This is a genomic window from Flavobacterium sp. ENC, assembly GCF_020991415.1.
GTDB lineage: Bacteria > Bacteroidota > Bacteroidia > Flavobacteriales > Flavobacteriaceae > Flavobacterium.
In genome coordinates this window covers 53,153-74,782 of sequence record NZ_JAJMOY010000009.1, presented here as the reverse complement: position 1 = coordinate 74,782, position 21,630 = coordinate 53,153, and the positions used below count along the sequence as shown (strand labels likewise).

At 36.8% G+C, this 21,630-nt stretch carries 23 protein-coding genes; 19 read left to right on the top strand and 4 right to left on the bottom strand.

The window, feature by feature from the left end; all coding sequences use genetic code 11:
* Window positions 1-11 precede the first annotated feature (11 nt).
* From LPB89_RS18915 to ftsY, 11 genes are all read left to right on the top strand, one after another.
* Window positions 12-1,202, top strand: a complete 1,191-nt coding sequence (locus tag LPB89_RS18915) for a DUF5009 domain-containing protein (protein ID WP_230703224.1) — start codon at window positions 12-14, stop codon at window positions 1,200-1,202.
* Between the two features lie 180 nt (window positions 1,203-1,382).
* Window positions 1,383-2,546 carry a glycosyltransferase family 2 protein gene (locus tag LPB89_RS18910; RefSeq protein WP_230703223.1) on the top strand — a complete coding sequence of 388 codons (1,164 nt, stop codon included), beginning with the start codon at window positions 1,383-1,385 and terminating at the stop codon, window positions 2,544-2,546.
* Window positions 2,547-2,630: 84 nt separating this feature from the next.
* A complete protein-coding gene (locus LPB89_RS18905; protein WP_230703222.1) occupies window positions 2,631-3,980 on the top strand; it encodes a dihydrolipoamide acetyltransferase family protein in 1,350 nt (449 codons plus the stop codon).
* 163 nt (window positions 3,981-4,143) lie between these two features.
* Entirely contained in the window at window positions 4,144-4,914 is a 771-nt protein-coding gene (locus LPB89_RS18900) for a 3'-5' exonuclease (protein WP_154343507.1), read from the top strand.
* Between the two features lie 97 nt (window positions 4,915-5,011).
* On the top strand, window positions 5,012-5,623 hold the full coding sequence (locus tag LPB89_RS18895; protein ID WP_127339699.1) for a fumarylacetoacetate hydrolase family protein: 612 nt from the start codon (window positions 5,012-5,014) through the stop codon (window positions 5,621-5,623).
* Window positions 5,623-5,967 (top strand): Hpt domain-containing protein, encoded by a 345-nt coding sequence (locus tag LPB89_RS18890; protein ID WP_127339700.1) that lies wholly within the window; start codon window positions 5,623-5,625, stop codon window positions 5,965-5,967. The genes LPB89_RS18895 and LPB89_RS18890 overlap by 1 nt, the downstream gene beginning before the upstream one ends.
* Before the next feature lie 209 nt (window positions 5,968-6,176).
* Window positions 6,177-7,430, top strand: coding sequence for a CinA family nicotinamide mononucleotide deamidase-related protein (locus LPB89_RS18885; RefSeq protein WP_230703221.1), 1,254 nt, complete (start codon window positions 6,177-6,179; stop codon window positions 7,428-7,430).
* A 71-nt stretch (window positions 7,431-7,501) separates the two neighbouring features.
* Entirely contained in the window at window positions 7,502-7,738 is a 237-nt protein-coding gene (gene rpmB, locus LPB89_RS18880; protein WP_008468080.1) for a 50S ribosomal protein L28, read from the top strand.
* Window positions 7,739-7,765: 27 nt separating this feature from the next.
* Window positions 7,766-7,948 (top strand): 50S ribosomal protein L33, encoded by a 183-nt coding sequence (rpmG, locus tag LPB89_RS18875; protein WP_017495179.1) that lies wholly within the window; start codon window positions 7,766-7,768, stop codon window positions 7,946-7,948.
* A 7-nt stretch (window positions 7,949-7,955) separates the two neighbouring features.
* Window positions 7,956-8,108: a DUF4295 domain-containing protein gene (locus LPB89_RS18870; RefSeq protein ID WP_127339701.1), complete on the top strand. Its 153-nt coding sequence runs from the start codon at window positions 7,956-7,958 to the stop codon at window positions 8,106-8,108.
* Window positions 8,109-8,356: 248 nt separating this feature from the next.
* Entirely contained in the window at window positions 8,357-9,310 is a 954-nt protein-coding gene (ftsY, locus tag LPB89_RS18865; RefSeq protein WP_230703220.1) for a signal recognition particle-docking protein FtsY, read from the top strand.
* 315 nt (window positions 9,311-9,625) lie between these two features.
* Here the strand turns inward: ftsY and LPB89_RS18860 are convergent, their stop codons facing one another.
* Entirely contained in the window at window positions 9,626-10,690 is a 1,065-nt protein-coding gene (locus LPB89_RS18860; RefSeq protein WP_230703219.1) for a serine hydrolase, read from the bottom strand.
* Window positions 10,691-10,924: 234 nt separating this feature from the next.
* On the opposite strand from LPB89_RS18860, the gene LPB89_RS18855 reads away from it, so the two are divergent.
* The 3 genes from LPB89_RS18855 to LPB89_RS18845 all read left to right on the top strand — a co-directional run bounded on the left by LPB89_RS18855 (window position 10,925) and on the right by LPB89_RS18845 (window position 12,526).
* A complete protein-coding gene (locus tag LPB89_RS18855) occupies window positions 10,925-11,365 on the top strand; it encodes a hypothetical protein (RefSeq protein ID WP_230703218.1) in 441 nt (146 codons plus the stop codon).
* A complete protein-coding gene (locus LPB89_RS18850) occupies window positions 11,346-11,642 on the top strand; it encodes a DUF721 domain-containing protein (RefSeq protein ID WP_154343525.1) in 297 nt (98 codons plus the stop codon). Before LPB89_RS18855 ends, LPB89_RS18850 begins: the two co-directional genes overlap by 20 nt.
* 164 nt (window positions 11,643-11,806) lie before the next feature.
* On the top strand, window positions 11,807-12,526 hold the full coding sequence (locus LPB89_RS18845; RefSeq protein WP_230703217.1) for a hypothetical protein: 720 nt from the start codon (window positions 11,807-11,809) through the stop codon (window positions 12,524-12,526).
* 119 nt (window positions 12,527-12,645) lie between these two features.
* Here LPB89_RS18845 and LPB89_RS18840 read toward each other — a convergent pair whose 3' ends face one another.
* The 3 genes from LPB89_RS18840 to bshC form a co-directional block, all read right to left on the bottom strand.
* Window positions 12,646-13,065, bottom strand: a complete 420-nt coding sequence (locus tag LPB89_RS18840) for a nucleoside-diphosphate kinase (RefSeq protein WP_026984871.1) — start codon at window positions 13,063-13,065, stop codon at window positions 12,646-12,648.
* A gap of 234 nt (window positions 13,066-13,299) precedes the next feature.
* Complete coding sequence (locus tag LPB89_RS18835; protein ID WP_230703216.1) at window positions 13,300-14,571, bottom strand: acyltransferase family protein; 1,272 nt, start codon at window positions 14,569-14,571, stop codon at window positions 13,300-13,302.
* Window positions 14,572-14,686: 115 nt separating this feature from the next.
* Window positions 14,687-16,276, bottom strand: a complete 1,590-nt coding sequence (gene bshC / locus LPB89_RS18830; RefSeq protein ID WP_230703215.1) for a bacillithiol biosynthesis cysteine-adding enzyme BshC — start codon at window positions 16,274-16,276, stop codon at window positions 14,687-14,689.
* A gap of 484 nt (window positions 16,277-16,760) precedes the next feature.
* Here bshC and LPB89_RS18825 point away from each other — a divergent pair, with 484 nt between their 5' ends.
* From LPB89_RS18825 to LPB89_RS18805, 5 genes are all read left to right on the top strand, one after another.
* Complete coding sequence (locus LPB89_RS18825; protein ID WP_230703214.1) at window positions 16,761-17,504, top strand: hypothetical protein; 744 nt, start codon at window positions 16,761-16,763, stop codon at window positions 17,502-17,504.
* Complete coding sequence (locus LPB89_RS18820; RefSeq protein ID WP_230703213.1) at window positions 17,504-18,895, top strand: RtcB family protein; 1,392 nt, start codon at window positions 17,504-17,506, stop codon at window positions 18,893-18,895. Before LPB89_RS18825 ends, LPB89_RS18820 begins: the two co-directional genes overlap by 1 nt.
* A gap of 11 nt (window positions 18,896-18,906) precedes the next feature.
* Window positions 18,907-19,596, top strand: coding sequence for a peptide chain release factor H (gene prfH, locus LPB89_RS18815; protein ID WP_230703212.1), 690 nt, complete (start codon window positions 18,907-18,909; stop codon window positions 19,594-19,596).
* A gap of 36 nt (window positions 19,597-19,632) precedes the next feature.
* Window positions 19,633-20,166, top strand: a complete 534-nt coding sequence (locus tag LPB89_RS18810; protein WP_230703211.1) for a hypothetical protein — start codon at window positions 19,633-19,635, stop codon at window positions 20,164-20,166.
* A 182-nt stretch (window positions 20,167-20,348) separates the two neighbouring features.
* Window positions 20,349-21,626: an MFS transporter gene (locus LPB89_RS18805; protein ID WP_230703210.1), complete on the top strand. Its 1,278-nt coding sequence runs from the start codon at window positions 20,349-20,351 to the stop codon at window positions 21,624-21,626.
* Window positions 21,627-21,630 lie beyond the last annotated feature (4 nt).

The following is a 21,630-nucleotide window of genomic DNA, read 5'->3' as shown; positions in this document are numbered from 1 at the left end:
CGCAATAATTTATGAAAATAAAGGAAAACTTATACAATCAAAGGATTATTTCAATAGATGCCCTGCGCGGAATTACCATTTTTGTAATGATTTTTGTCAATGAACTGGCAAGTGTGAAAAACGTACCGCAATGGATGAAACACATGCCGGCAGACGCAGATGCCATGACCTTTGTAGATGTCGTTTTTCCGGCATTTTTATTTATTGTCGGAATGTCGGTTCCGTTTGCATTCAATGCCCGGCTGTTAAAAGGTGATAGTGCCAGAACGATCTGGACACATACTTTAAAAAGGGCATTGGCCTTAATTATTATTGGTGTTTTTATGGTCAATGCCGAATATGGCTATGACGCCTCAAAAATGATTATCACTCCGGCGCTATGGGGCCTTTTAGCGTATGCGATGCCCATTCCGATTTGGAATAAGTATGCCAAAGATTTTCCGGTTTGGTTAAAGAATACGCTTCAATATGGCGGAATGTTAGTATTAGTGGCCTTATATTTTTTATACGTTCAGGATACGGGAGCAATTGGGATGACGCCAAAATGGTGGGGAATTCTGGGCTTAATTGGCTGGGCGTACCTTTTTACAGTAGTGTATTATTGGCTCGTTAGCGGAAAATTAGGAGCCATGATTTTGTTTCTGGTAATTTGCGTACTTGCCAATTCACTTAATCTAATCGAAGGATCACTGGTTCATCAAAATACAGTACTTAGTTTTATTGCCGGACATTTAACGCACGCTGCCGTGGTAACTGCCGGTGTGATTATTTCGCTATTGTTTTTCGATCGAAAAGTCACTCCGAAAATTAATTGGCCCGTGATAGGTTTTGCAGTATTGCTTTTGGTAACCGGATATTTATTACGACCGTATTTCGGAATCTCAAAAATAAAAGGAACACCATCCTGGACGATGTTTTCGGCTGCAATTTGTACCGTGCTGTTTTACTTTTTGTACTGGCTCATGGAAATTAAAAAACAAACCAAATGGAGTAATTTCTTTATGCCTGCAGCGGCAAACCCATTGTTGATTTACATCTTACCGGGTGTTATTTATTATTTTACGCTTGTTTTTAATTTTCATATCATTCCCGATTATTTCCGTGAAGGCATTCCGGGCATTATCTGGAGTCTGGTTTTTTCAACGATTATGTTATTAGTAATGAAAATCTGCAACAAGTATAAGATTCAGTTGCATTTATAGGAGTTTTCAGTCGCAGTTTCCAGTCGCAGTCCACCTGAGACCGAGACTGCGACTGAATACTGCGACTGCGACTGGAAACTGCGACTAATTCTCAACCCTTTATAAAAACGATGCGTCTTTACCGTTGGGTTTATCTGAAAATTTCTAACTTTCCGAAAAAATAAAGAGACCCATTTTTTCATGCAGTTATCAGTTATTATTCTTAATTACAATGTACGTTACTTTCTGGAACAATGCGTCTTAAGTGTTCAGGAAGCCATTGCGACGCTTGATGCCGAAATTATTGTCATTGATAATAATTCGTCTGATGATAGCTGCATTATGATGAAAGAACGGTTTCCGGATGTCAGACTGATTCAGAACAAAGAAAATTTTGGTTTTCCAAAAGGCAATAATATTGGAGTAAAAGAGGCGCACGGAAAATACATCTGCATTCTCAATCCCGATACGGTTGTGGCCGAAGATACTTTTACCCAAATTCTGGCTTTCGCTGAAAAGCAGCATAATTTAGGGATTGTGGGCTGTAAATTAATTGACGGAACCGGACAGTTTTTGCCCGAAAGCAAACGTGGCATTCCGACGCCCTGGGTCGCTTTTACCAAGATTTTTGGTCTGTATAAAATTTTTCCAAAATGCACCCTTTTCAATCAGTATTATGCACAGCATGTTTTTGAAAATGAGACCGGTAAAGTCGAGATCTTGGTAGGTGCTTTTATGCTGATGGAAAGAAATTTATATCTTGAATTACAAGGTTTTGATGAAGACTGTTTTATGTATGCAGACGACATCGATCTATCGTACCGCGCATTACGGGACGGGAAAAATAATTATTATTTTCATGAAACAACGGTCCTGCATTACAAGGGAGAAAGTACAGTTAAAGATGAAAAATACATGAAACGTTTTCAGGAAGCGATGACTTTTTTTTATCAGAAACATTTCAGGAAATCACTGTTTTTCTCTATTTTTATCAAAATAGGGATTGTGTTTTTTTCTTTCGCTAAAATGTTTCAGGGAAAACCAAAAGACAAACCAAGACCCGAAAGTTATGTTTTATATTCTTCTGATGTGAAATTGTCTGAAAAATTGGCTGCTATTTTTGAAAATAAAGTAGTTGTTTTCAATTTCAAAAAAGAAAAAATGGTAAATTCGTGGCTGCTTTTGAAGGGTAAAACAGTAGAGATTATTTTAGATAATCAGCATGTTTCATTCGGAAATTGTATCAAAATCATAGAAAGTCTTAAAGATAAGCGTATTACTTTTAAAATTTTCCCCAAAAACACAAATTTTATTATTGGAAGTAATTCCAGAAATGACAGGGGGCAAGTGGTAAAAATCGAGTAAAAAATTATATTAAATGTAATTTATATTTAAAATATTCAGTAATTTCGCAATCTGAAAATCAAAATCACCCTTGAGGTTAACAATATGGCAAGATTTGAATTAAAACTTCCCAAAATGGGAGAAAGTGTAGCTGAAGCAACTATTACAAACTGGTTGAAAGAAGTTGGAGACAAAATTGAAGCAGACGAAGCGGTACTGGAAATAGCAACTGACAAAGTTGATAGTGAAGTACCCAGCGAGGTGTCGGGAATTTTGGTCGAAAAATTATTTGGCAAAGATGATTTAGTTCAGGTAGGGCAGACTATTGCAATTATCGAAACAGAAGGCGGCGTTGAAATATCATCATCGTTTTTAGTCGATAAAGTGGTAGAGGATGAAGCTCCGGCCGCAGCAGCTGAAATTGAAAAAACAATCGATGCGGCTAAAGAAACCGTTACGCCTCAGGATTTCTCAGCGTCCGATAAATTCTTTTCTCCGCTTGTGAAAAATATCGCAAAGGAAGAAGGTGTTTCTGTTGCTGAGTTAGAGAATGTTCAGGGTTCCGGAAAAGACGGACGTGTTACAAAAGAAGATATTTTAAAATATGTTGAAGATCGCAAAGCAGGCGCGGTTGCTGCTCCAAAAGCTGTTACAGAAACAGTTAAGGAAGTAGCTGCTCCGGTAAAAGCGGCAGAACCGGCAGCGGTTCAGAAAAGTCAGCAGGCGGTTCCGGTTTCTGTAAACGGAGGTGATGAAATCATCGAAATGGACAGAATGCGTAAATTGATTTCAGGATACATGGTGGCCTCGGTGCAGACTTCGGCTCACGTACAATCTTTTATTGAAGTGGATGTAACCAACATTGTAAAATGGAGAGATAAAGTAAAAGCTGCTTTCGAGAAAAGAGAAGGCGAGAAACTTACTTTTACGCCAATTATGATGGAAGCTGTTGCAAAAGCGCTGAAAGATTTCCCTGGAATGAATATTTCTGTTGACGGGGATTATATCATTAAAAAGAAAAATATAAATTTAGGAATGGCTGCTGCTTTACCAAACGGAAACTTAATTGTTCCGGTGATTAAAAATGCAGATCAGCTCAACCTTGTCGGAATGGCGAAAGCGGTGAATGATTTGGGGAATCGTGCAAAAGCAGGAAAACTGAAACCGGACGACACACAGGGAGGAACATATACGGTTACAAACGTAGGAACTTTTGGAAGTGTTTTCGGGACGCCGATTATCAATCAGCCGCAAGTTGGAATCCTGGCACTTGGAGCAATTCGTAAAGTACCTGCAGTTATCGAAACGCCGGAAGGTGATTTTATCGGAATCCGTCAGAAAATGTTCCTGTCCCACTCTTACGACCACAGGGTAGTAGATGGCGCTCTTGGAGGAAGTTTTGTAAAGAGAGTTGCAGAATATTTAGAAGCTTTTGATGTAGACAGGGATTTCTAAAAGGATCTGTCTTATAAATAATTAACCCTTTCCGTGTTTTAAACATAGAAAGGGTTTTTTCTTTTTACATTGTTAAAATCGGAACAGAAATCAGGAACTTTATGAAAAAAACAAGTGAAATTCAGCTTTAAAATTTATATTTGTAGACTTATAAAATTCAAAAATGGAACTCAAACTCAATAAACCAATTTGCTTTTTCGACCTTGAAACGACTGGTATTGATATCGGAAAAGACAGAATAGTAGAAATTTCAATATTTAAAGTTTTCCCAAACGGAAATAAAGAAAGTAAAACTTGGTTGGTGAATCCTACAATTCCAATTCCGCCTCAGACTACGGCTGTTCATGGTATAACAGATGAAAAAGTGGCAAACGAACCTACTTTCAATGAGTTGGCGCCACAGGTCTATAATATGATTAAGGACAGTGATCTGGGAGGGTTTAATTCAGATCGTTTTGATATTCCGTTACTGGCAGAAGAATTACTTCGCGCCGGAGTTGATTTTGACATGAAAAATAAAGTTTCTGTGGATGTGCAGACTATTTTTCATAAAATGGAAGAGCGTACGCTAAGTGCCGCTTTGAAGTTTTACTGCGGGAAAAGTCTTGAAAATGCGCATTCGGCAGAAGCCGATACCATGGCGACTTACGAAATCCTGAAAGCACAGTTGGACCGTTATCCGGAATTGGAAAACGATATGAAATCATTATCTGAATTCACAACGCGTAAAAAAATTGCCGATTTTGCCGGAATGATCGCTTTTGACAAGGACAATGAGGAAATTTTTACTTTCGGAAAACACAAAGGCGCCAAAGTCGATAAAATATTAGAAACAGAACCGGGCTATTTCAGCTGGATTCAAAATGCTGACTTTCCATTATATACCAAAAAGGTTTTAACAGCAATTAAATTAAGAAAGTTAAATACGAAATAAGTTTTCAGTCGCAGTCTCAGTATGCAGTTTTGCGCTGGGACTGATTTTGCGTTTAGTAAAGACTGTGACTGAAAACCGAGACTGAAAACTAAAAATAATGAAAATAATCTGTATCGGTAGAAATTATACCAATCATATTGAGGAATTAAAAAACGAAAGGCCAACAGAACCTGTTGTTTTTATGAAGCCCGATTCAGCGGTTTTATTAAAGCAGCATCCTTTCGTAATCCCTGAATTTTCTGAGGAAATTCATCACGAAATTGAGATAATTGTTAAAATTAATAAAGTAGGAAAGTACATTGAACCTAAGTTTGCGCATAAGTATTATGACGAAATTAGTGTGGGTATTGATTTTACTGCCAGGGATTTACAGGATAAACTAAAAGCAAAAGGATTGCCATGGGAAAAAGCCAAAGCCTTTGACGGCTCTGCTGTTATCGGTGATTTTTTGCCTAAAACAGATTTTGTTTCTATGGAAAATCTTACTTTTGAATTGACAAATAATTCTAAGACCGTTCAAAAAGGAAACACCGGCTTTATGCTCTGGAAAATTGATGAACTGGTGTCGTTTGTGTCACAGTATTTTACATTAAAAATCGGCGACATTATTTTTACAGGAACACCGGAAGGGGTTGCCTCTGTTAAACCAAACGACGTTTTGGAAGGCTTTTTAGAAGATAAAAAATTATTCAGAATACAAGTAAAATAATGGCATTAAAGTACAACCTTTCGAAAGTGTATGCACTTTCAGATAATGATCCTGAATTTGTAAACGAAATTCTAAAACTATTTGTTACCGAAGTTCCCGAGGATTTGAAACAAATCAAGGAAGGAATCAAAAAGAAAGATCATAAATATGCTTATTCTTATGCGCATAAGATAAAACCAACATTGGATTTGATGGGGTTAAATGTTGCATTCGAAGAAATCCTGCAAGTGGAGGCCTGGACAAAGGCCGAAGGCAAGAAAAAAGAAATTATCGAAACTTTTAAAAGTATAAAAATACAGGTAAAAGATGCGATTAAGGAAATCAAAAAAGACTTTGATTTGTAATATACAGACACGATCCTGTTTTTGGTTTTCTTATAATGAAATCAAAAACAGAGTCATGCCGATAGCTATTCTTTTGTTCATAAGATAGTAATGCGGTATTTCTTTTGTCGCAAAAAGATGCCGTTTCTTCCCCGCATGCAAATCGTTGCGGCAACAATCTTCTTTATAATAATGACTTACAATTCAGTAAGCAAAAATATTCCACAGCTATGAAAGCAACCATCATTACTATTGGAGACGAAATTTTAATCGGTCAGATCGTAGATACTAATTCCGGTTTTATTGCAAAATCATTAGACCGGATCGGTGTTGAGGTTCATGAAATGATTTCAATAAGCGATGACAAAAAACATATTTTAGACACCTTTGCACTATTGCAGAACAAAGTTGATATCGTTGTGATTACCGGCGGATTAGGGCCGACAAAAGACGATATCACTAAAAAGACATTCTGCGAATATTTTAATGATGAGCTTGTCGTGAATCCTGAAGTATTGGCGCATGTAACGGAATTAATAGAAGGATTTTACAAACGCCCGATATCGCAATTAAATAAGGATCAGGCACTGGTTCCTTCCACCTGTACCGTGCTCCATAATAAAGTGGGTACAGCACCGGGAATGTGGATGAAGAAAGAAAATACGGTGTTTATTTCGCTTCCGGGAGTTCCGTATGAAATGAAATATTTGGTCGAAAACGAAATAATTCCAAAAATTATCCGCGAATACAAGCGACCGTATATTATCCACAGAACGATTTTAACGTACGGGCAGGGCGAGAGTTTAGTCGCGGAACGTATTGAAGACTGGGAGAACAATCTGCCTGATTTTATCAAATTGGCGTACCTTCCAAATCCCGGCAGAGTGCGTTTGCGTCTTTCGGCAAGAGGTACCGATAAAGAAGTGCTCGAAGAGGCGCTTGAAGCCAATATAAAATCATTAGATGCTATAATTCATGATATTATAGTAGGTTATGAAGAAAACGAAACGATAGAGTCGGTAGTCGGAAAACTATTGACGAAACAAAATAAAACCATTGCTACGGCTGAAAGTTTTACGGGTGGAAAAATTGCATCGGTTTTATCAGCAGTTCCCGGAGCTTCCGGTTATTTCAAGGGCAGTGTGGTTTCGTATGCAACGGAGGCGAAGGTTAATGTTCTTGGGGTCTCACAGGATATCATTAACCAATATTCGGTCGTAAGTGCACAGGTAGCATCGGCTATGGCTTTGAATGTGAAAGAGATACTTAAAACAGACTATGCAATTGCGACTACGGGGAACGCCGGACCGTCAAAAGGTGACTCAGATGCGGAAATTGGTACCGTTTTTATCGCTTTGGCAACACCAAATGGTATAATTACGGAAGAATTTAATTTTGGCCAACCACGTGAAAAAGTGATAGATAGAGCTACGATTAAGAGTTTAGAAATATTACAGAAAGAAATTTTAAAAATTGTGCATTAATTTTTTGCTACAATGGTTTATTTTTCTTTTCTTTGCACCCTGATTTTGAATAACGATAAAAGATAAGTATAATGTCAAGAGTTTGTGACCTTACAGGTAAAAGAGCGATGGTAGGAAATAACGTTTCTCACGCTATGAACAAAACTAAGAGAAAATTTTCTGTAAACTTAGTTAAAAAGCGTTTTTATCTTCCAGAAGAAGATAGATGGATTACTCTTAGAGTAGCAGCATCTACGATAAAAACAATTAATAAAAATGGAATCACTGCTGTTTTGAAAAAAGCACAGTCAGAAGGATTTATCAAATAATCTTTTCCTAAATAAATATATAGCAAGATGGCAAAGAAAGGTAATAGAATCCAGGTAATTTTAGAATGTACAGAACACAAGACTTCTGGTGTTGCAGGTACTTCTAGATATATAACAACTAAGAACAAGAAAAATACTCCGGACAGACTTGAGATTAAAAAATTTAATCCAATCCTGAAACGTGTAACTGTTCATAAAGAAATTAAATAATTAAGTCATGGCAAAGAAAACCGTAGCATCGTTACAAACAGCTTCTAAGAGATTATCAAAAGCCATCAAAATGGTAAAATCTCCTAAAACTGGTGCATATACATTCGTAGAATCTATTATGACTCCTGAAGAAGTTGATAATTTCTTGAAAAAGAAATAATAACATACATCGCATATAGAAAAGCTACTTTCATTCGGAAGTAGCTTTTTTATTTTTTATATTTGTCTAAAATTTACAGAAACAAAATAGTATTGTTCTTCAGAAAAGGTTTCCGATTTTTCTTATAACAATTGAAAGCAATTGCTGAGGGAATCAGAAGCAGCTGAGAGTTGAATTTCTTCTGTAAACATTAAGATTATTGATTATCGAAAAATCATATAGTCTAGAACTAACAACAAATAAAAAAAATGAGTTTTTTTAAAAAATTATTCTCTACCGAAAAAAAAGAGACTTTAGACAAAAGTCTTGAAAAATCAAAAACTACTTTTTTCTCAAAGTTAAGCAAAGCTGTAGCCGGAAAATCTAAGGTTGATGACGATGTTTTAGATGACCTGGAAGAAATTCTGGTGGCTTCCGATGTTGGCGTAAATACAACATTAAAGATAATTTCGAGAATCGAAAAACGTGTTGCCGAAGATAAATATTTAGGAACAGAAGAATTAAATCAGATTCTTCGCGAAGAGATTGGTTCTTTGTTATCTGAAACAAATACCGGTGAAGCAACTGAGTTTGAAATCCCAAAAGATAAAAAACCATACGTTTTAATGGTGGTTGGAGTGAATGGGGTTGGAAAAACCACTACAATTGGTAAATTGGCTTATCAGTTTAAAAAAGCAGGTTATAAAGTGGTTTTAGGTGCTGCAGATACTTTTCGTGCTGCTGCCATTGATCAGTTACAGGTTTGGGCCGACCGTGTAGATGTGCCTATCGTAAGGCAAAATATGGGAAGTGATCCTGCTTCTGTTGCTTTTGATACCCTGCAGTCTGCTGTAGCTCAAAATGCCGATATTGTCATTATTGATACTGCCGGACGTCTTCATAATAAAATTAATTTGATGAACGAACTGACCAAGGTAAAACGTGTGATGCAGAAAGTTGTTACTGATGCTCCTCACGATGTTCTTTTGGTTTTAGATGGTTCCACCGGACAGAATGCTTTTGAGCAGGCAAAACAGTTTACTGCGGCCACAGAGGTAACTTCGCTTGCCGTTACTAAATTGGACGGAACTGCTAAAGGTGGTGTCGTGATTGGTATTTCAGATCAATTTCAGATTCCCGTAAAATATATTGGTGTCGGTGAAGGAATTGAAGATCTACAGGTCTTTAATAAATATGAATTCGTAGATAGTTTCTTTAAATAATAGCAGAATGAGTTTTTCTTCTTTAAAAAATATAACACCTGTAACTTTTTATTTCGCAAGTGTTTTAAGTTTTGTTTTGGCCAATGTTTTAAAAGATAAAAGTTTGTCTTTTTATTACATCTTATTGGTTTTGGGCCTTGTATTCTTTTTTATGGGAATGCTAAAAAGAATCCGCACAAAAAGATAAAATAAATAAATATCCAATTTTTAAATCCCAAATTCCAATACTGAAGTTTTAAATTCCAATGTATTAAATTCCAAATTCCAATTTTAAAGTTGGAATTTGGAATTTCTTTTTTTATTTATTTTATTAAACTATTGGTACAAGGCACTAATTTTCTCCCATAAAGTTTCATCAAAATCAGATAAAGCGAGGTTGACATCGTCAGCGGCGTCTCCCATTCTGATCACGACCATACTTTTACTTGGAATAACGTATATTTTCTGGTCGTTTTTTCCAAGTGCCATAAACATATCGTTGGGCGCGGTTGGAATTATACTTCCCGGAATCGTAAGCTGTGATTGTGGTAAATGGTAATTGGCTTTTCCGTTCAACCACCACAGGTATCCGTATCCTAAATTGATGTTTTGCGAAGTGTTGGTAGCTTCACTAAAATAACTTTCATTCAGAATGGTGGTATTCTCCCATTTTCCTCTATTGAGCATTAAGAGTCCGAAACGGGCCATGCTTCTTGTGGTGCTGGTGTAGACGCTATTTACGCCAAGTTGTACCCAGTTGCCGTTCATACCAATTTTGTCCCTTAGTTTAGTATTGAAATAGTTTTCCCAGGTTTGTTTACTTGCCTTCGCTACGACATCCTGCAGTTTTACGTATACATTATGATATGCCCAGCGTTTTCCGGCGTCGGCTTTGTAGATTAAGCTGGCAGGATCTACATCGTCTGTAGTGTCATCAAGTCCGGATGTCATGGTGAGTAAGTGTTTGCAGGTGATCTGGTTTTCCTGTGCAGGCAATTCACTTGTCCAGCCTGTGCCGATATAATCCGAAACCTTGTTGTTGATGTTGACCAATCCTTCTTGTTGAGCAATTCCGGTCATCGTTGATGTTAGTGTTTTCCCGGCACTAGCCCAATACCAGTTCGTGGTTGCAGTGTGATTGTTGAAATAATTCTCTAAAACAATTCGTCCGTTTACTAAAATAATAAATGATTTGGAATGTTTTAATTCTAAATAATCCAAAAGTGGCTGTACTGCATTGTGATTCCATTTGAGGTCTGAAATGGATTTTGTTTCCCAGGTGCTTCCTGTTAAAGGTGGAAAATACATGGTTTGTACCGGAGTCGATTCCGCATCGGATGATTCTTTAGTGCAACTGATAAAACTTAAGAGTATCAGCAGCTTAAAAATAGTTTTGGTCATGTTTTTGGTTTTTAGGTTTGGGGTTTGACCAAAAATATGCAAAATAGTTTAATGGGTTTTGTGAATTTTTATTTCTTTTGAATTTTTATAAGGTTAACTTTGTGACTCACGAAATTTTCTTTTTGAAAACGGGAGTCTTAGCCCTGATGGGAGCGGCATCCTTTTATGGCGGTGTTCGCCATAAAAGATAAAGCGGACAGCAGGAATCAGCTCCTTATTAATAGTATACTTATTATGAAAAACTCTTTTATGATTTTGGTTTTGTCTCTTTTGTTTGTGAGCTGCAAACAGGAAATTAAACCAGCAGATATTGCAAAACTGAACGGCTACTGGGAAATTACGAAAGTTGTTTTTGATAAAGGGGAAGAGAAGGATTATGGCATGAATGAAACTTTTGATTTTTTTGAAATTAAAAAAAATAAAGGAATCCGAAAGAAAGTGATGCCGCAATTTGACGGCACTTTTTTGACAAGTGATTCTTTTGAAAATGTTTCGGTTCGATTTGCTGATGGAAAGACTTTTTTAGATTATAAAACAAATTATGCAAAGTGGAGTGAGGAATTGATTTCGATTTCAGATGAAGAACTGGTGGTGAAAAACCAGGAAAATAAGGAATATCATTATAAAAAAGCAGGACCCATAAATTTATTAGACGATGGCAAAAAGGTTAAATAATCAGAGTTCGATTGGAGATGTGCTGCAACAGATTATTCAGGTGAATAAACTTCAGCCGGGAATGGATCAGATTGATGTAAAAGAAGCCTGGAGGCAGCTGATGGGAAATGGCGTAAATACGTATACAAAAAATGTTGTCCTGAAAGGAAGTACGCTTTATGTAGAACTTGGATCTGCCGTTTTGAGAGAGGAACTGAGCCACGGAAAATCTAAAATTGTCAAGATGATTAATGAAGAATTAGGGCGTGAAGTCGTTAAGGATGTCGTTTTACGTTAAATTCTATTTGACTTTAAACGATTTAGATCGTTAGGTTTTAATATTAAAAAATAAAATTAACACTTCTACTTTGGAAGTGTTTTTTTTATGATATATTTGACCGATAAGTATTTTTTTTAATACATATTTTTTTAATAATTAAATCCAAAAACAATCCAAAAACAATGAAAAAAGTATTCCTTATTTTAACCGTATTATTAGCTTTAAACAGTTATTCGCAAAAGAAAAAAGTTGCAGTTGTCGGTTTTTACACAGACAAAACAATCAGTCTTGCTGATTTGGGACTAGGCAGTTTGGCTGCAATAGCTGATTTAGGTAATAATCCTGATTTTAATCTTACCCCTATTTTAGAGAAGTATCATAATTCTTTTTTTAATGTTTTTTCTAAACAATTCCCTTTTGATTTACTTCCTGAAAATGAGGTAATCCAAAAACAGGAATATATTGATTTCGTTCCTAAATTTGCCAGAGAAGGAGATGCAGGGAAAACCATCATCAACTACCCTGGATACAAATATATTTATGAAGGTATGAATGGTTCTGAAAATGAAGTAGGAACTGCTACTATGTTTAAAGATGTTGCAGATGGTGTTTTATTTACTGAAATACATTTTGCTTTACAAAAAGGATTCGCTGTGGGTGGAACCGGAACGGTTAAAATGAAAGCGTATGCGAGAATTGCTTTATATGATAAAACAGGAAAAAAAGTATTTGCTTTTAGTGAAGGTGCAAACTCTAAAAAGACCGGAGCTATCATAGGAGGAATTCCGGTTTTAACTGCTGAAAAAATATTACCTATGTGTGAAAGTGCCTTAGATGAACTTTTGAAAGATTTAGATGAAAAAGTAGCTAAAATCATTAAAAAGACAGACGGTAAACTTTAATAATTTTACATCAGAATAAAAAAATCCATTCGCGCAGCGAATGGATTTTTTTTTTGCTAAAATCTAAAATCTAAAATCTAAAATCTAAAATCTAAAATCTAAAATCTAAAATCTAAAATCTAGAACTGCTCTCTTCCTGCAAAGTGGAATGCACCTTCGATAGCAGCATTTTCGTCGCTGTCTGAACCGTGAACTGCATTTTCTCCGATAGAAGTTGCGTATGCTTTACGAATAGTTCCTTCAGCAGCTTCAGCCGGATTTGTAGCTCCAATTAAAGTTCTGAAATCTTCTACTGCGTTATCTTTTTCTAAAATAGCAGCAACAATTGGTCCGCGTGACATAAATTCTACTAATTCTCCGTAGAAAGGTCTTGCAGCGTGAACAGCATAAAATGCCTGAGCATCCGCTACAGTTAATTGAGTTAGTTTTAACGAAACGATTTTGAAACCTCCGTTAGTAATCATTGCTAAGATGTTCCCAATGTGTCCGTTTGCTACAGCATCCGGCTTAATCATTGTAAAAGTTCTATTTGTTGCCATTTTCTTGCGTTTTTTAAATTTTGTGCAAAAATAGACTTTTTTATGAATTAATTTTAATTAATTGATAATTAAAACATCATGAAATGTTGTTTTGCTAAAGAAGAGTGCGTTTTTTTACCATATGAGTTATGTAAGTAAAAGCCGATATGTTTAGCGTCAGAAAAAGAAAAAGACGCACTCTTTGTGCGCCTCTCCTTATATTATGTTACATAACTTATATGGTAAAAGAAAAAACTAAACTTTAAAAATGAGTTTATTTTTGTAGAAGATCCATAAAATAAAGGTCCAGATGGCGACGTAAACTAATGCTCCGGCAAAGGAAGCCATCATTGGATTACTGAAAAACGGGGCAATTCCGTAACCATATAAATAACTGAGAAGATTAATCTGCTCTCCGGTTTTGTGCGGATTTTCAAACTGAATCATGACCAAAGCCTGTGGTATAATCTGAGAAGCAAAAAACACAATCATCGGATTGACGCCCCAGATTAAAAATAATTTGAAACCTTTTTTATAGGCTGCGATATCAATAATGTAATAGAGAATTGACAAGACGGTTGCTGCCAGTCCGGTTGTATATAATACGTAGCTGCTGGTCCAGATCGATTTGTTGATTGGGAAAACAATATTCCAAATCAGGCCCGCAATAATTAAGGCTATTCCGGCTACCATCATTTTTTTTGCAATCTCGGTTTTTGCAATTTTAAGTTGTAATAACTGACCAATCAAAAGACCAATAATTCCATTTACGATAGATGGAATAGTACTCAGAATTCCTTCGGGATCCCAGGTTACAGTGCCGCGATACATATGACCTTTAAGGAGAATGCTATCGAGCCATGAAGCTAAATTGGTCGCCTTATCAAGGTTCGCTTCACCGATTCCGGGAACCGGTATCAGGGTCATCGCTGCCCAATAGCCTAATAATAAGACAACTCCGGTTATGATTTGGGTCTTTTGTGATGTTTTTAAATATAATAGCGAAACAACAAAATACACCACTGCAATTCGTTGTAAAACGCCCGGAAGACGCACATCCTGATACGCTTCGATTCCGCTGTAGGCTAAAATGAGATAGATAAGCAATATCGAAAAAGCGAATATGTTTTTCAGTTTAGTATTAAAATTCCCCATCAGTGCATAGCCGACAGCGATTGTAATGATTAAGCGGCCAATAAGCAACGGAATTCCTTCGAGACCAAAAAGCTGTATTTTTCCGAAATAATTGAAGAAAATCCCAAGACATAACATTCGTAAGGAACGTACCAGGATTTTATTAAACGTCGTACCGTCGTATTTTTTATCCGGCATGGCAAGGGGAACTGCCACTCCCATAATAAATACAAAAAAAGGAAATACTAAGTCGGTTAGCGTACAGCCATTCCATTCGGCATGTAAAAGTGGAGGGAAAACATGTCCCCAATCTCCGGGATTGTTGACAATTGTCATTAATAAAATTGTGAGTCCGCGAAAGACATCTAGCGAAATTAAGCGTTCTTTTACCATTGGTTTTGGGTAAATTGGTTAGTTAATAATTTTAAAAGTCGCTATTTGGTTTAAAAACAATACTTTCAGAATCAGGTGGTTATTTTATCCTGAAAGTATTGCGGTAAAGTATAAATTATATTGTTATAATGGAGAAATTAGTGGATAAAGGTTTTAATTTTTGAGTTAATAACGGAATCAATTGTTCGCCTTTTTCTAAATAAAATTCAGAAAAATTAGTCTGGCGTTCCTGTAAGCTGTTGTTTGGAAACAATTGACACTGTAAATCCACAACGCGCTCCAGCTGGTCGTTTAATTTTCTTTTTTGCGCTTTAAGCAGACGCTTCTCTAAATTTTCAAGGCCTTTTTTCTGTTTTACTTCCTGTGCTTTTACCGCTCCGGTAAAGGATTTGTCTGTTTTTTGTGCTAATTCGGAAAGGTATTCAAATTGTTTCTCCAGAATTTCTTTTTGGGGTGTTAAATCAATGGGAAATTCTGAAATTTTATGCGTGACAGCATTTACCAAATCGGCTGGTTTGGTAAATAAGTCTTTCCAGCTTAAACCTAACTGATCGGCTTTTTTAGCTTGTTTTTCCGTTGTCAGCAATACCGAATTCCGAACCAGAATTATAGGGAAGGTGATGTTTACGGCATCAAAGAAAGATTTTAATTCCAGCCAATAGGCAATTTCCCCGCCTCCGCCAATATAACATAAATTGGGTAAAATAATTTCCTGATACAATGGACGCATGATCACATTGGGACTGAATTTTTCCGGATGACTTTCCAGTAATTGCAAAATTTCCGCTTTCGAAAATGAAGTTTTGGTATTATTGACAATAAATCTGTCCTTCTCCAAAACAATTCGTTCGCGCAAATCGTCTTCAATATAAAATAAATTGATTTCACGCGGATTTACCTGAACGGTATAATTTTTCAGTTTTTCAATCGTCTCCTGAACTGCTTTAAAAGAAGTTTGTTCCAGCAGTTCTTCTTTGATGTACGGAATAAAGGCACGTTTTAAATCGGCATTGTCAGCATCTATAATCACCAGACCCTGAGAAGCAAATAAACCATTCGCCAAAAAACGGGTTGCATCTGCAAGATTATCATGGTTCAGATAAGCGTCTTCAAATAGTTTTTTCAGCGTATTGGCATTCGTGCTTGAGCCTAATTGCAATGCATAAATTTCGAAAAATTCAGCCAGGCCTTCTGTGGAGAGTCTTCCTACAGGACCGGTACTTTCGGTATTCCAGCGGAATTTTTTTCCTTTAAAATTGAAATAATTGATCTCTTCAAAATCGTGGTCTTCGGTCGCCATCCAATAAATCGGAACGAAATTGAAAGTAGGATATTTCGATTTCAATTCTTTGGTCAGATTGATGGTTGAGATAATTTTATAAAGAAAATATAGCGGCCCGCTAAAAAGATTTAACTGATGTCCCGTCGTCACCGTAAACGTACTTTCGTGTGCTAAAAGGTCAATGTTTTGTTGTGTTAAATCTGAAATTTCAAGGGCAGCGTATTGCGCTTTTAAAACAGAAACCAGTGGAATTCGGTTTTGATTATCGAAATTCTGCTGCTTTTCAATGATTTGTTTTTCAAAGTTTTCCAGTGCCGGAAAATTATTATATAGCGGTTGAAGGTCCGGTTTTTGTTCTAAATAATCTTGTATCAAAGTCGAGAAATATCCTGAGTTTTGGTAGCTGATACAGTCGGTTGGCATAATTTTGGGTTTATTTTTGATAGCTGTAAATTTAAGCAAAATATGCAGTTAAAATTGGTTTTAACGATTGCTTATGACCTGAATTTTATTTTTGAATATAAATAACTGTAAATCAATATGTTTCGGTGGTTTTGAAAAATATTTCAAAAATAATTTGTTTATTAGGAAAATATTTCACAAAATTTGCCTCAGAAAAATAAATCATTAATTATTAACAACGAAGACAATGTTTGTACTAAACTTTACCTCTCAAAACATCGCATCAGGATCAGATTCTGTTGGCATGTGTCTTCGTGGCTTTTCTCAATCCTAGCAAATCAATTTTAGATATAGAAAAAAGCCCGAAGGAAAATAACTTTCGGGCTTTTTTTTATTCTAGACACTTCAGAAATTCCCGATCACGAACTTAATTTATCTGTTTAAGATAAAATGTTTTGCCCTCCATTTTTAAATGTTGGGTCAGAATTCATTTAATTTTTTTTTAATGGACAATTCTCTTTTCGACGATTACTTTGAAAGTAGTCGTCTAAAGAATAAAAGACGCAAAAAAAGATTGGTGAAAGGGGATTTTGAAAAACATCTTGTTCAATTAGCAAAACGAAAGCACGCAATTTATCTGGCAATTAAAGAGTTGCCTTTGATTGAATTGGAAGAACCTTATCAAAAAGGCTGGGTTCGTTTTTTTGTAGTTCGAAAAGATGTTTTGCACTCAGCGGAGGCGATGTTTTATGTGAATGTATTGGAAAAAATAAACACTTTCCAATTTTCAAATCAAAAAACATTTGCCAATCGGAAAAAACAATCTGGAAAAAAGACAGACCATCCAAGGGAGCAATTTCTGGCGAAAATTAGTGTCAGTGAATGGAATGCGAATAAACCCGGATTGACTGACAAGGAAAAATCCTGCTTTACACGAATCGAAAAATGGTCGGACCGATGGCGTTGTTTTAAGACCTATTATGAATTTACAGAGTCCTGGAGATTTGTATTTAAAATTGAGCCCAATATCATTACCCATAAAAAAGCGGTAGATGCCGTATTGGAAAGTGAAAATAGGCGGATAGAAAATTACATACAAAACCGGTATCTGGGATACAAGATTTATAAAACACGTAACAGAGACGCCAGCTATTATTATAGCCTGGAAAAGCTAAAAAATAGCAATCAAATAAATCATAACAATCTGAATACGATATACGAACAGTATTTAGAAGAAAAATATACCTAATGGGAAATAAATTATCCGGAAAGGACCTTATTAAAATAGGCTTTCCAAAGAATAACAGTATCAATATTGCTTTAGGGCAGATCAACAGATACAGAAAAAGAGAAAAAAAAGAGAGCATATTAACCGAAGCAAAGGAAGTTTTATTGTTTCCGGAAAAATTTACGGGGCATGGAACCTGGGGGAAAGTCGCGGAAGGACTGGTAAATCCGGTACAGGTACGCATGCATCAGCTTAACAACACTCGCGCACCGTTTTCGATATTCGGAGAAAATGAAATTGATGAACAGGCAAAGTACCAGTTGTATGACGCTTTAAAATTACCAATTTCAGTTGCAGGCGCTTTAATGCCTGACGCGCACTCCGGTTACGGACTGCCGATTGGCGGTGTGCTCGCCACAGACAATGCCGTAATTCCGTACGGAGTTGGTGTTGATATCGGATGCCGCATGAGTTTGTCCATTTTTGACATTCCGGCTTCATTTTTCAAAGGAAAAGAGCATCAGCTGCAGGCGATTTTAAAAGACCATACCAAATTCGGAATGTATGAGACCCACGCCATAAAAGCAGATCATGAATTGTTCAGCCGGAGTGAATTTCAGGATATTCCGCTTTTGAAAAATCTTTTGGGTAAAGCCTACAAACAGCTTGGGACTTCCGGCGGAGGCAATCATTTTGTGGAATTTGGGATTGCAAAAATCACCAATCCGCTTAACGAATGGAAAATTGGGGCTGGGGAATATTTTGCGGTGCTGTCACACAGCGGTTCAAGAGGATTGGGTGCCAATATTGCAAAACATTATACGTATCTGGCGACAAAACAATGTCCGTTACCTAAAAATGTACAGCATTTGGCCTGGCTGGATCTGAATACGCATGACGGTCAGGAATACTGGCTGGCGATGAATTTAGCCGGCGATTATGCAAAAGCCTGTCACGATGATATTCACCGCCGAATGGCAAAAGCGGTTGGAAAACGAGTGGTGGTGACCATTGAAAATCATCACAATTTTGCATGGAAAGAGACTGTAAACGGCAAGGAAGCCATTGTACATCGCAAAGGAGCGACTCCTGCGAACGTTGGTGAACTGGGTATTATTCCGGGTTCCATGACGGCTCCGGGATTTATTGTGAAGGGAAAAGGAAATGCGGAGAGTTTGAACTCAGCATCGCACGGCGCCGGAAGGCTTTTCTCGCGTAGAAAGTGCAAAGAATCGTTCACCCAAAGTGAAATTAATAAAGTGCTCAAAGCAAACGATGTCACTTTGATTGGAGGAAATATAGATGAAGCTCCAATGGCATATAAGGACATCAATAAAGTAATGGCCAACCAAAATGAACTCGTTGATGTACTCGGTACATTCACGCCGAAGATCGTTAGAATGGACCGCTAAATTAGTAAGAAATGGAAAAAATAATTCAAATAACATCAGGTCGCGGCCCGGCGGAATGCAGCTGGGTTGTGGCCCAGGTTTTAAAAACCTTTATAGAAGAAGCAAAAGAAAATAATATAAAAACAACAATGCTTCAACGGGAAACCGGAATTGAGAACGGAACAGTAGAAACCGCTACGATTTTACTCGAAAGTGATACGCTGGATCCGTTCATGAACTCATGGATCGGCACCATTCAGTGGATTGGGCAAAGTCAGTTCAGGAAATTTCATAAAAGGAAAAATTGGTTTATCGGCATTTTCGAAATAGAAAAATCTGCGGCAACCGAAATTTCGGAAAAGGATATTCACTATCAGGCGATGCGAAGTTCCGGAGCCGGAGGGCAGCATGTCAATAAGGTGAGTTCTGCAGTAAGGGCGACGCATTTTCCAACCGGAATCAGCGTGGTTTCTATGGATTTGCGTTCACAGCACCAGAACAAAAAACTGGCCACTGAAAGGTTACTACAGAAATTTAAAGAAGAAACCGTAAAGCAGTTTAAAGCTGAATTTCAGGCACAATGGATGAATCAGCTGCAGATTCAGAGAGGCAATCCGGTACGGATTTTTCAGGGTTCAGACTTTAAAAAACAAAAACAGGAAAAAAAATACAAACAGGAAAGACAAAAATTAAAAAGAGAAGATTATTTCGACAGGGAATAATACCCCGATTTTTGAATTTTCCAAATCTAAAAAATTATGAAAACAGTAGATAAATACATTTTTGAAGCCTTGGACAATTATCCGTATTCGTTGGTCGAAACCATAGAATCACTGGATTACGCTTTGTCTTATGACGACAAAAATACAATGGCATTATGCCTTTATGGCCGTGTTCAGGCCGATCAGCTATTGAAATATGAAGAAGCCAAGGAATATTTTCAGCAGGCCATTTCGATTAATATCAATGCTATAGAAGTATATTCGTATTACATCAATACTTTAATCCTGAATGAAGATTATGCGGAAGCGACAAGGCTTATCGATTTTGCTTTGACGATTAAAGGCATTAACAAAGTGGAGATTCTTCTTAAAAAAGTGATGCTTTTAGAAAGCCGGAAAGATTTTAAAAAGGCATTGAAAGCGCTAAAAGAAGCAAGACTTGAAACGTTAAGCAATGAATACGATTATCTTATGGAAGAAACCGAAAAGCGATTGCACAAAAAAATGAATAAAAAATCGAAAAAAACCGGATCTAAAAAAGGAAAATCAGCGGATAAAAGGAATAAGTAATACGAGAAAGGATGTCAGTACGGCATCCTTTTTATTTTTCCATTGCATTTGGAATGCGTACTATTTTGCTTTGAATTTTTCACAACGATCTTTTATTTTAACAGATAAATGTTTGTTACTTTCGAAAAATAGATTCATTTTTATACTCTATTTTCTTAAAAAAAAATCTATATCAAAACCAAATGAAAAATACCCCTAATCAGAAGAACTCGCTTCGACATGTTCTTTTTGGCAGTTTGATTGGTACCACCATCGAATTTTTTGACTTTTATATTTATGCCAATGCTGCGGTATTGGTCTTTCCGCAATTGTTTTTTCCGGGTTCCGATAAAACCATGGCTACTTTGGAATCACTGGCGACTTTTTCGATAGCCTTTTTGTCGCGCCCTTTGGGTTCTGCATTTTTCGGGCATTACGGCGATAAAATCGGACGTAAGTTTACGCTGGTTGCGGCTTTGTTAACGATGGGAATTTCAACTGTAACGATTGGATTTTTACCCGGTTATGCCAGTATTGGCGTAGCAGCTCCTTTACTATTGATGTTGTGCCGATTTGGTCAGGGTGTTGGTTTAGGAGGTGAGTGGGGAGGCGCTGTTTTGCTCGCGATTGAAAATGCACCTCCGCATAAAAGGGCCTGGTACGGGATGTTTCCACAATTGGGAGCACCCATCGGCTTATTGCTTTCGGGAGGTACCTTCCTGTTGTTAACGGATTCCATGACGAGTGAGGATTTCATGAATTATGGCTGGAGAATTCCGTTTATTGCCAGTTCTCTTCTGGTGGTAGTCGGATTTTATATTAGGACTAAAATTACGGAAACACCGTCTTTTGAAAATTCAAAAAACGAACACGAAGAGGTAAAAGTTCCTTTTCTTACGTTGGTCAAGTCGTATAAAAACCAATTGATTTTTGGAACATTTGCAGCGATTACCACCTTTCTGGTGTTTTACCTGATGACGGTTTTTACCCTGAGCTGGGCCACTTCGGATCTGGGGTATGCCAAAAGGGATTTCCTTTTGATTCAGATGTTTTCAGTGTTGTTTTTTGCTGCTTTTATTCCTGTTTCAGCAGTTGTTGCAGATAAAATTGGACGTCGCAAAATATTAATTATAACTACTATTGCTATTGCTGTTTTTGGTTTTTTCTTCTCTCATTTTTTAAATTCAGGAAGTATATTTATGGTAACTTTCTTTGTCTGTTTAGGAATGTCGTTGATGGGATTCACTTACGGACCTTTAGGAACTTTCTTATCCGAATTGTTCCCTACCAATGTTCGTTATTCCGGAGCTTCATTAACGTTTAATCTGGCAGGAATCCTTGGTGCAGCCTTTGCTCCAATGATTGCCATTTGGCTGGCCAGTACTTATAGTTTAACCTATGTTGGCTTCTATCTGACTATAGCGGCCTGCATTTCTTTGTTTTCTTTACTGCTTATTAGTAAAAAGGAGCATAAGTTTTAAGTCT

What these genes read in the sequence shown, in the direction of transcription:
- LPB89_RS18915 (WP_230703224.1), top strand. Translation starts at nt 12, where the DNA reads ATGAAAATAAAGGAAAACTTATACAATCAAAGGATTATTTCAATAGAT.
- LPB89_RS18835 (WP_230703216.1), bottom strand. Translation starts at nt 14,571, where the DNA reads ATGGTAAAAGAACGCTTAATTTCGCTAGATGTCTTTCGCGGACTCACA.
- LPB89_RS18805 (WP_230703210.1), top strand. Translation starts at nt 20,349, where the DNA reads ATGAAAAATACCCCTAATCAGAAGAACTCGCTTCGACATGTTCTTTTT.
- LPB89_RS18855 (WP_230703218.1), top strand. Translation starts at nt 10,925, where the DNA reads ATGAAAAACTCTTTTATGATTTTGGTTTTGTCTCTTTTGTTTGTGAGC.
- LPB89_RS18825 (WP_230703214.1), top strand. Translation starts at nt 16,761, where the DNA reads ATGGACAATTCTCTTTTCGACGATTACTTTGAAAGTAGTCGTCTAAAG.
- LPB89_RS18900 (WP_154343507.1), top strand. Translation starts at nt 4,144, where the DNA reads ATGGAACTCAAACTCAATAAACCAATTTGCTTTTTCGACCTTGAAACG.
- LPB89_RS18845 (WP_230703217.1), top strand. Translation starts at nt 11,807, where the DNA reads ATGAAAAAAGTATTCCTTATTTTAACCGTATTATTAGCTTTAAACAGT.
- LPB89_RS18850 (WP_154343525.1), top strand. Translation starts at nt 11,346, where the DNA reads ATGGCAAAAAGGTTAAATAATCAGAGTTCGATTGGAGATGTGCTGCAA.
- LPB89_RS18895 (WP_127339699.1), top strand. Translation starts at nt 5,012, where the DNA reads ATGAAAATAATCTGTATCGGTAGAAATTATACCAATCATATTGAGGAA.
- LPB89_RS18890 (WP_127339700.1), top strand. Translation starts at nt 5,623, where the DNA reads ATGGCATTAAAGTACAACCTTTCGAAAGTGTATGCACTTTCAGATAAT.
- bshC (WP_230703215.1), bottom strand. Translation starts at nt 16,276, where the DNA reads ATGCCAACCGACTGTATCAGCTACCAAAACTCAGGATATTTCTCGACT.
- LPB89_RS18885 (WP_230703221.1), top strand. Translation starts at nt 6,177, where the DNA reads ATGAAAGCAACCATCATTACTATTGGAGACGAAATTTTAATCGGTCAG.
- LPB89_RS18860 (WP_230703219.1), bottom strand. Translation starts at nt 10,690, where the DNA reads ATGACCAAAACTATTTTTAAGCTGCTGATACTCTTAAGTTTTATCAGT.
- ftsY (WP_230703220.1), top strand. Translation starts at nt 8,357, where the DNA reads ATGAGTTTTTTTAAAAAATTATTCTCTACCGAAAAAAAAGAGACTTTA.
- LPB89_RS18810 (WP_230703211.1), top strand. Translation starts at nt 19,633, where the DNA reads ATGAAAACAGTAGATAAATACATTTTTGAAGCCTTGGACAATTATCCG.
- LPB89_RS18870 (WP_127339701.1), top strand. Translation starts at nt 7,956, where the DNA reads ATGGCAAAGAAAACCGTAGCATCGTTACAAACAGCTTCTAAGAGATTA.
- prfH (WP_230703212.1), top strand. Translation starts at nt 18,907, where the DNA reads ATGGAAAAAATAATTCAAATAACATCAGGTCGCGGCCCGGCGGAATGC.
- LPB89_RS18820 (WP_230703213.1), top strand. Translation starts at nt 17,504, where the DNA reads ATGGGAAATAAATTATCCGGAAAGGACCTTATTAAAATAGGCTTTCCA.
- rpmB (WP_008468080.1), top strand. Translation starts at nt 7,502, where the DNA reads ATGTCAAGAGTTTGTGACCTTACAGGTAAAAGAGCGATGGTAGGAAAT.
- LPB89_RS18910 (WP_230703223.1), top strand. Translation starts at nt 1,383, where the DNA reads ATGCAGTTATCAGTTATTATTCTTAATTACAATGTACGTTACTTTCTG.
- rpmG (WP_017495179.1), top strand. Translation starts at nt 7,766, where the DNA reads ATGGCAAAGAAAGGTAATAGAATCCAGGTAATTTTAGAATGTACAGAA.
- LPB89_RS18905 (WP_230703222.1), top strand. Translation starts at nt 2,631, where the DNA reads ATGGCAAGATTTGAATTAAAACTTCCCAAAATGGGAGAAAGTGTAGCT.
- LPB89_RS18840 (WP_026984871.1), bottom strand. Translation starts at nt 13,065, where the DNA reads ATGGCAACAAATAGAACTTTTACAATGATTAAGCCGGATGCTGTAGCA.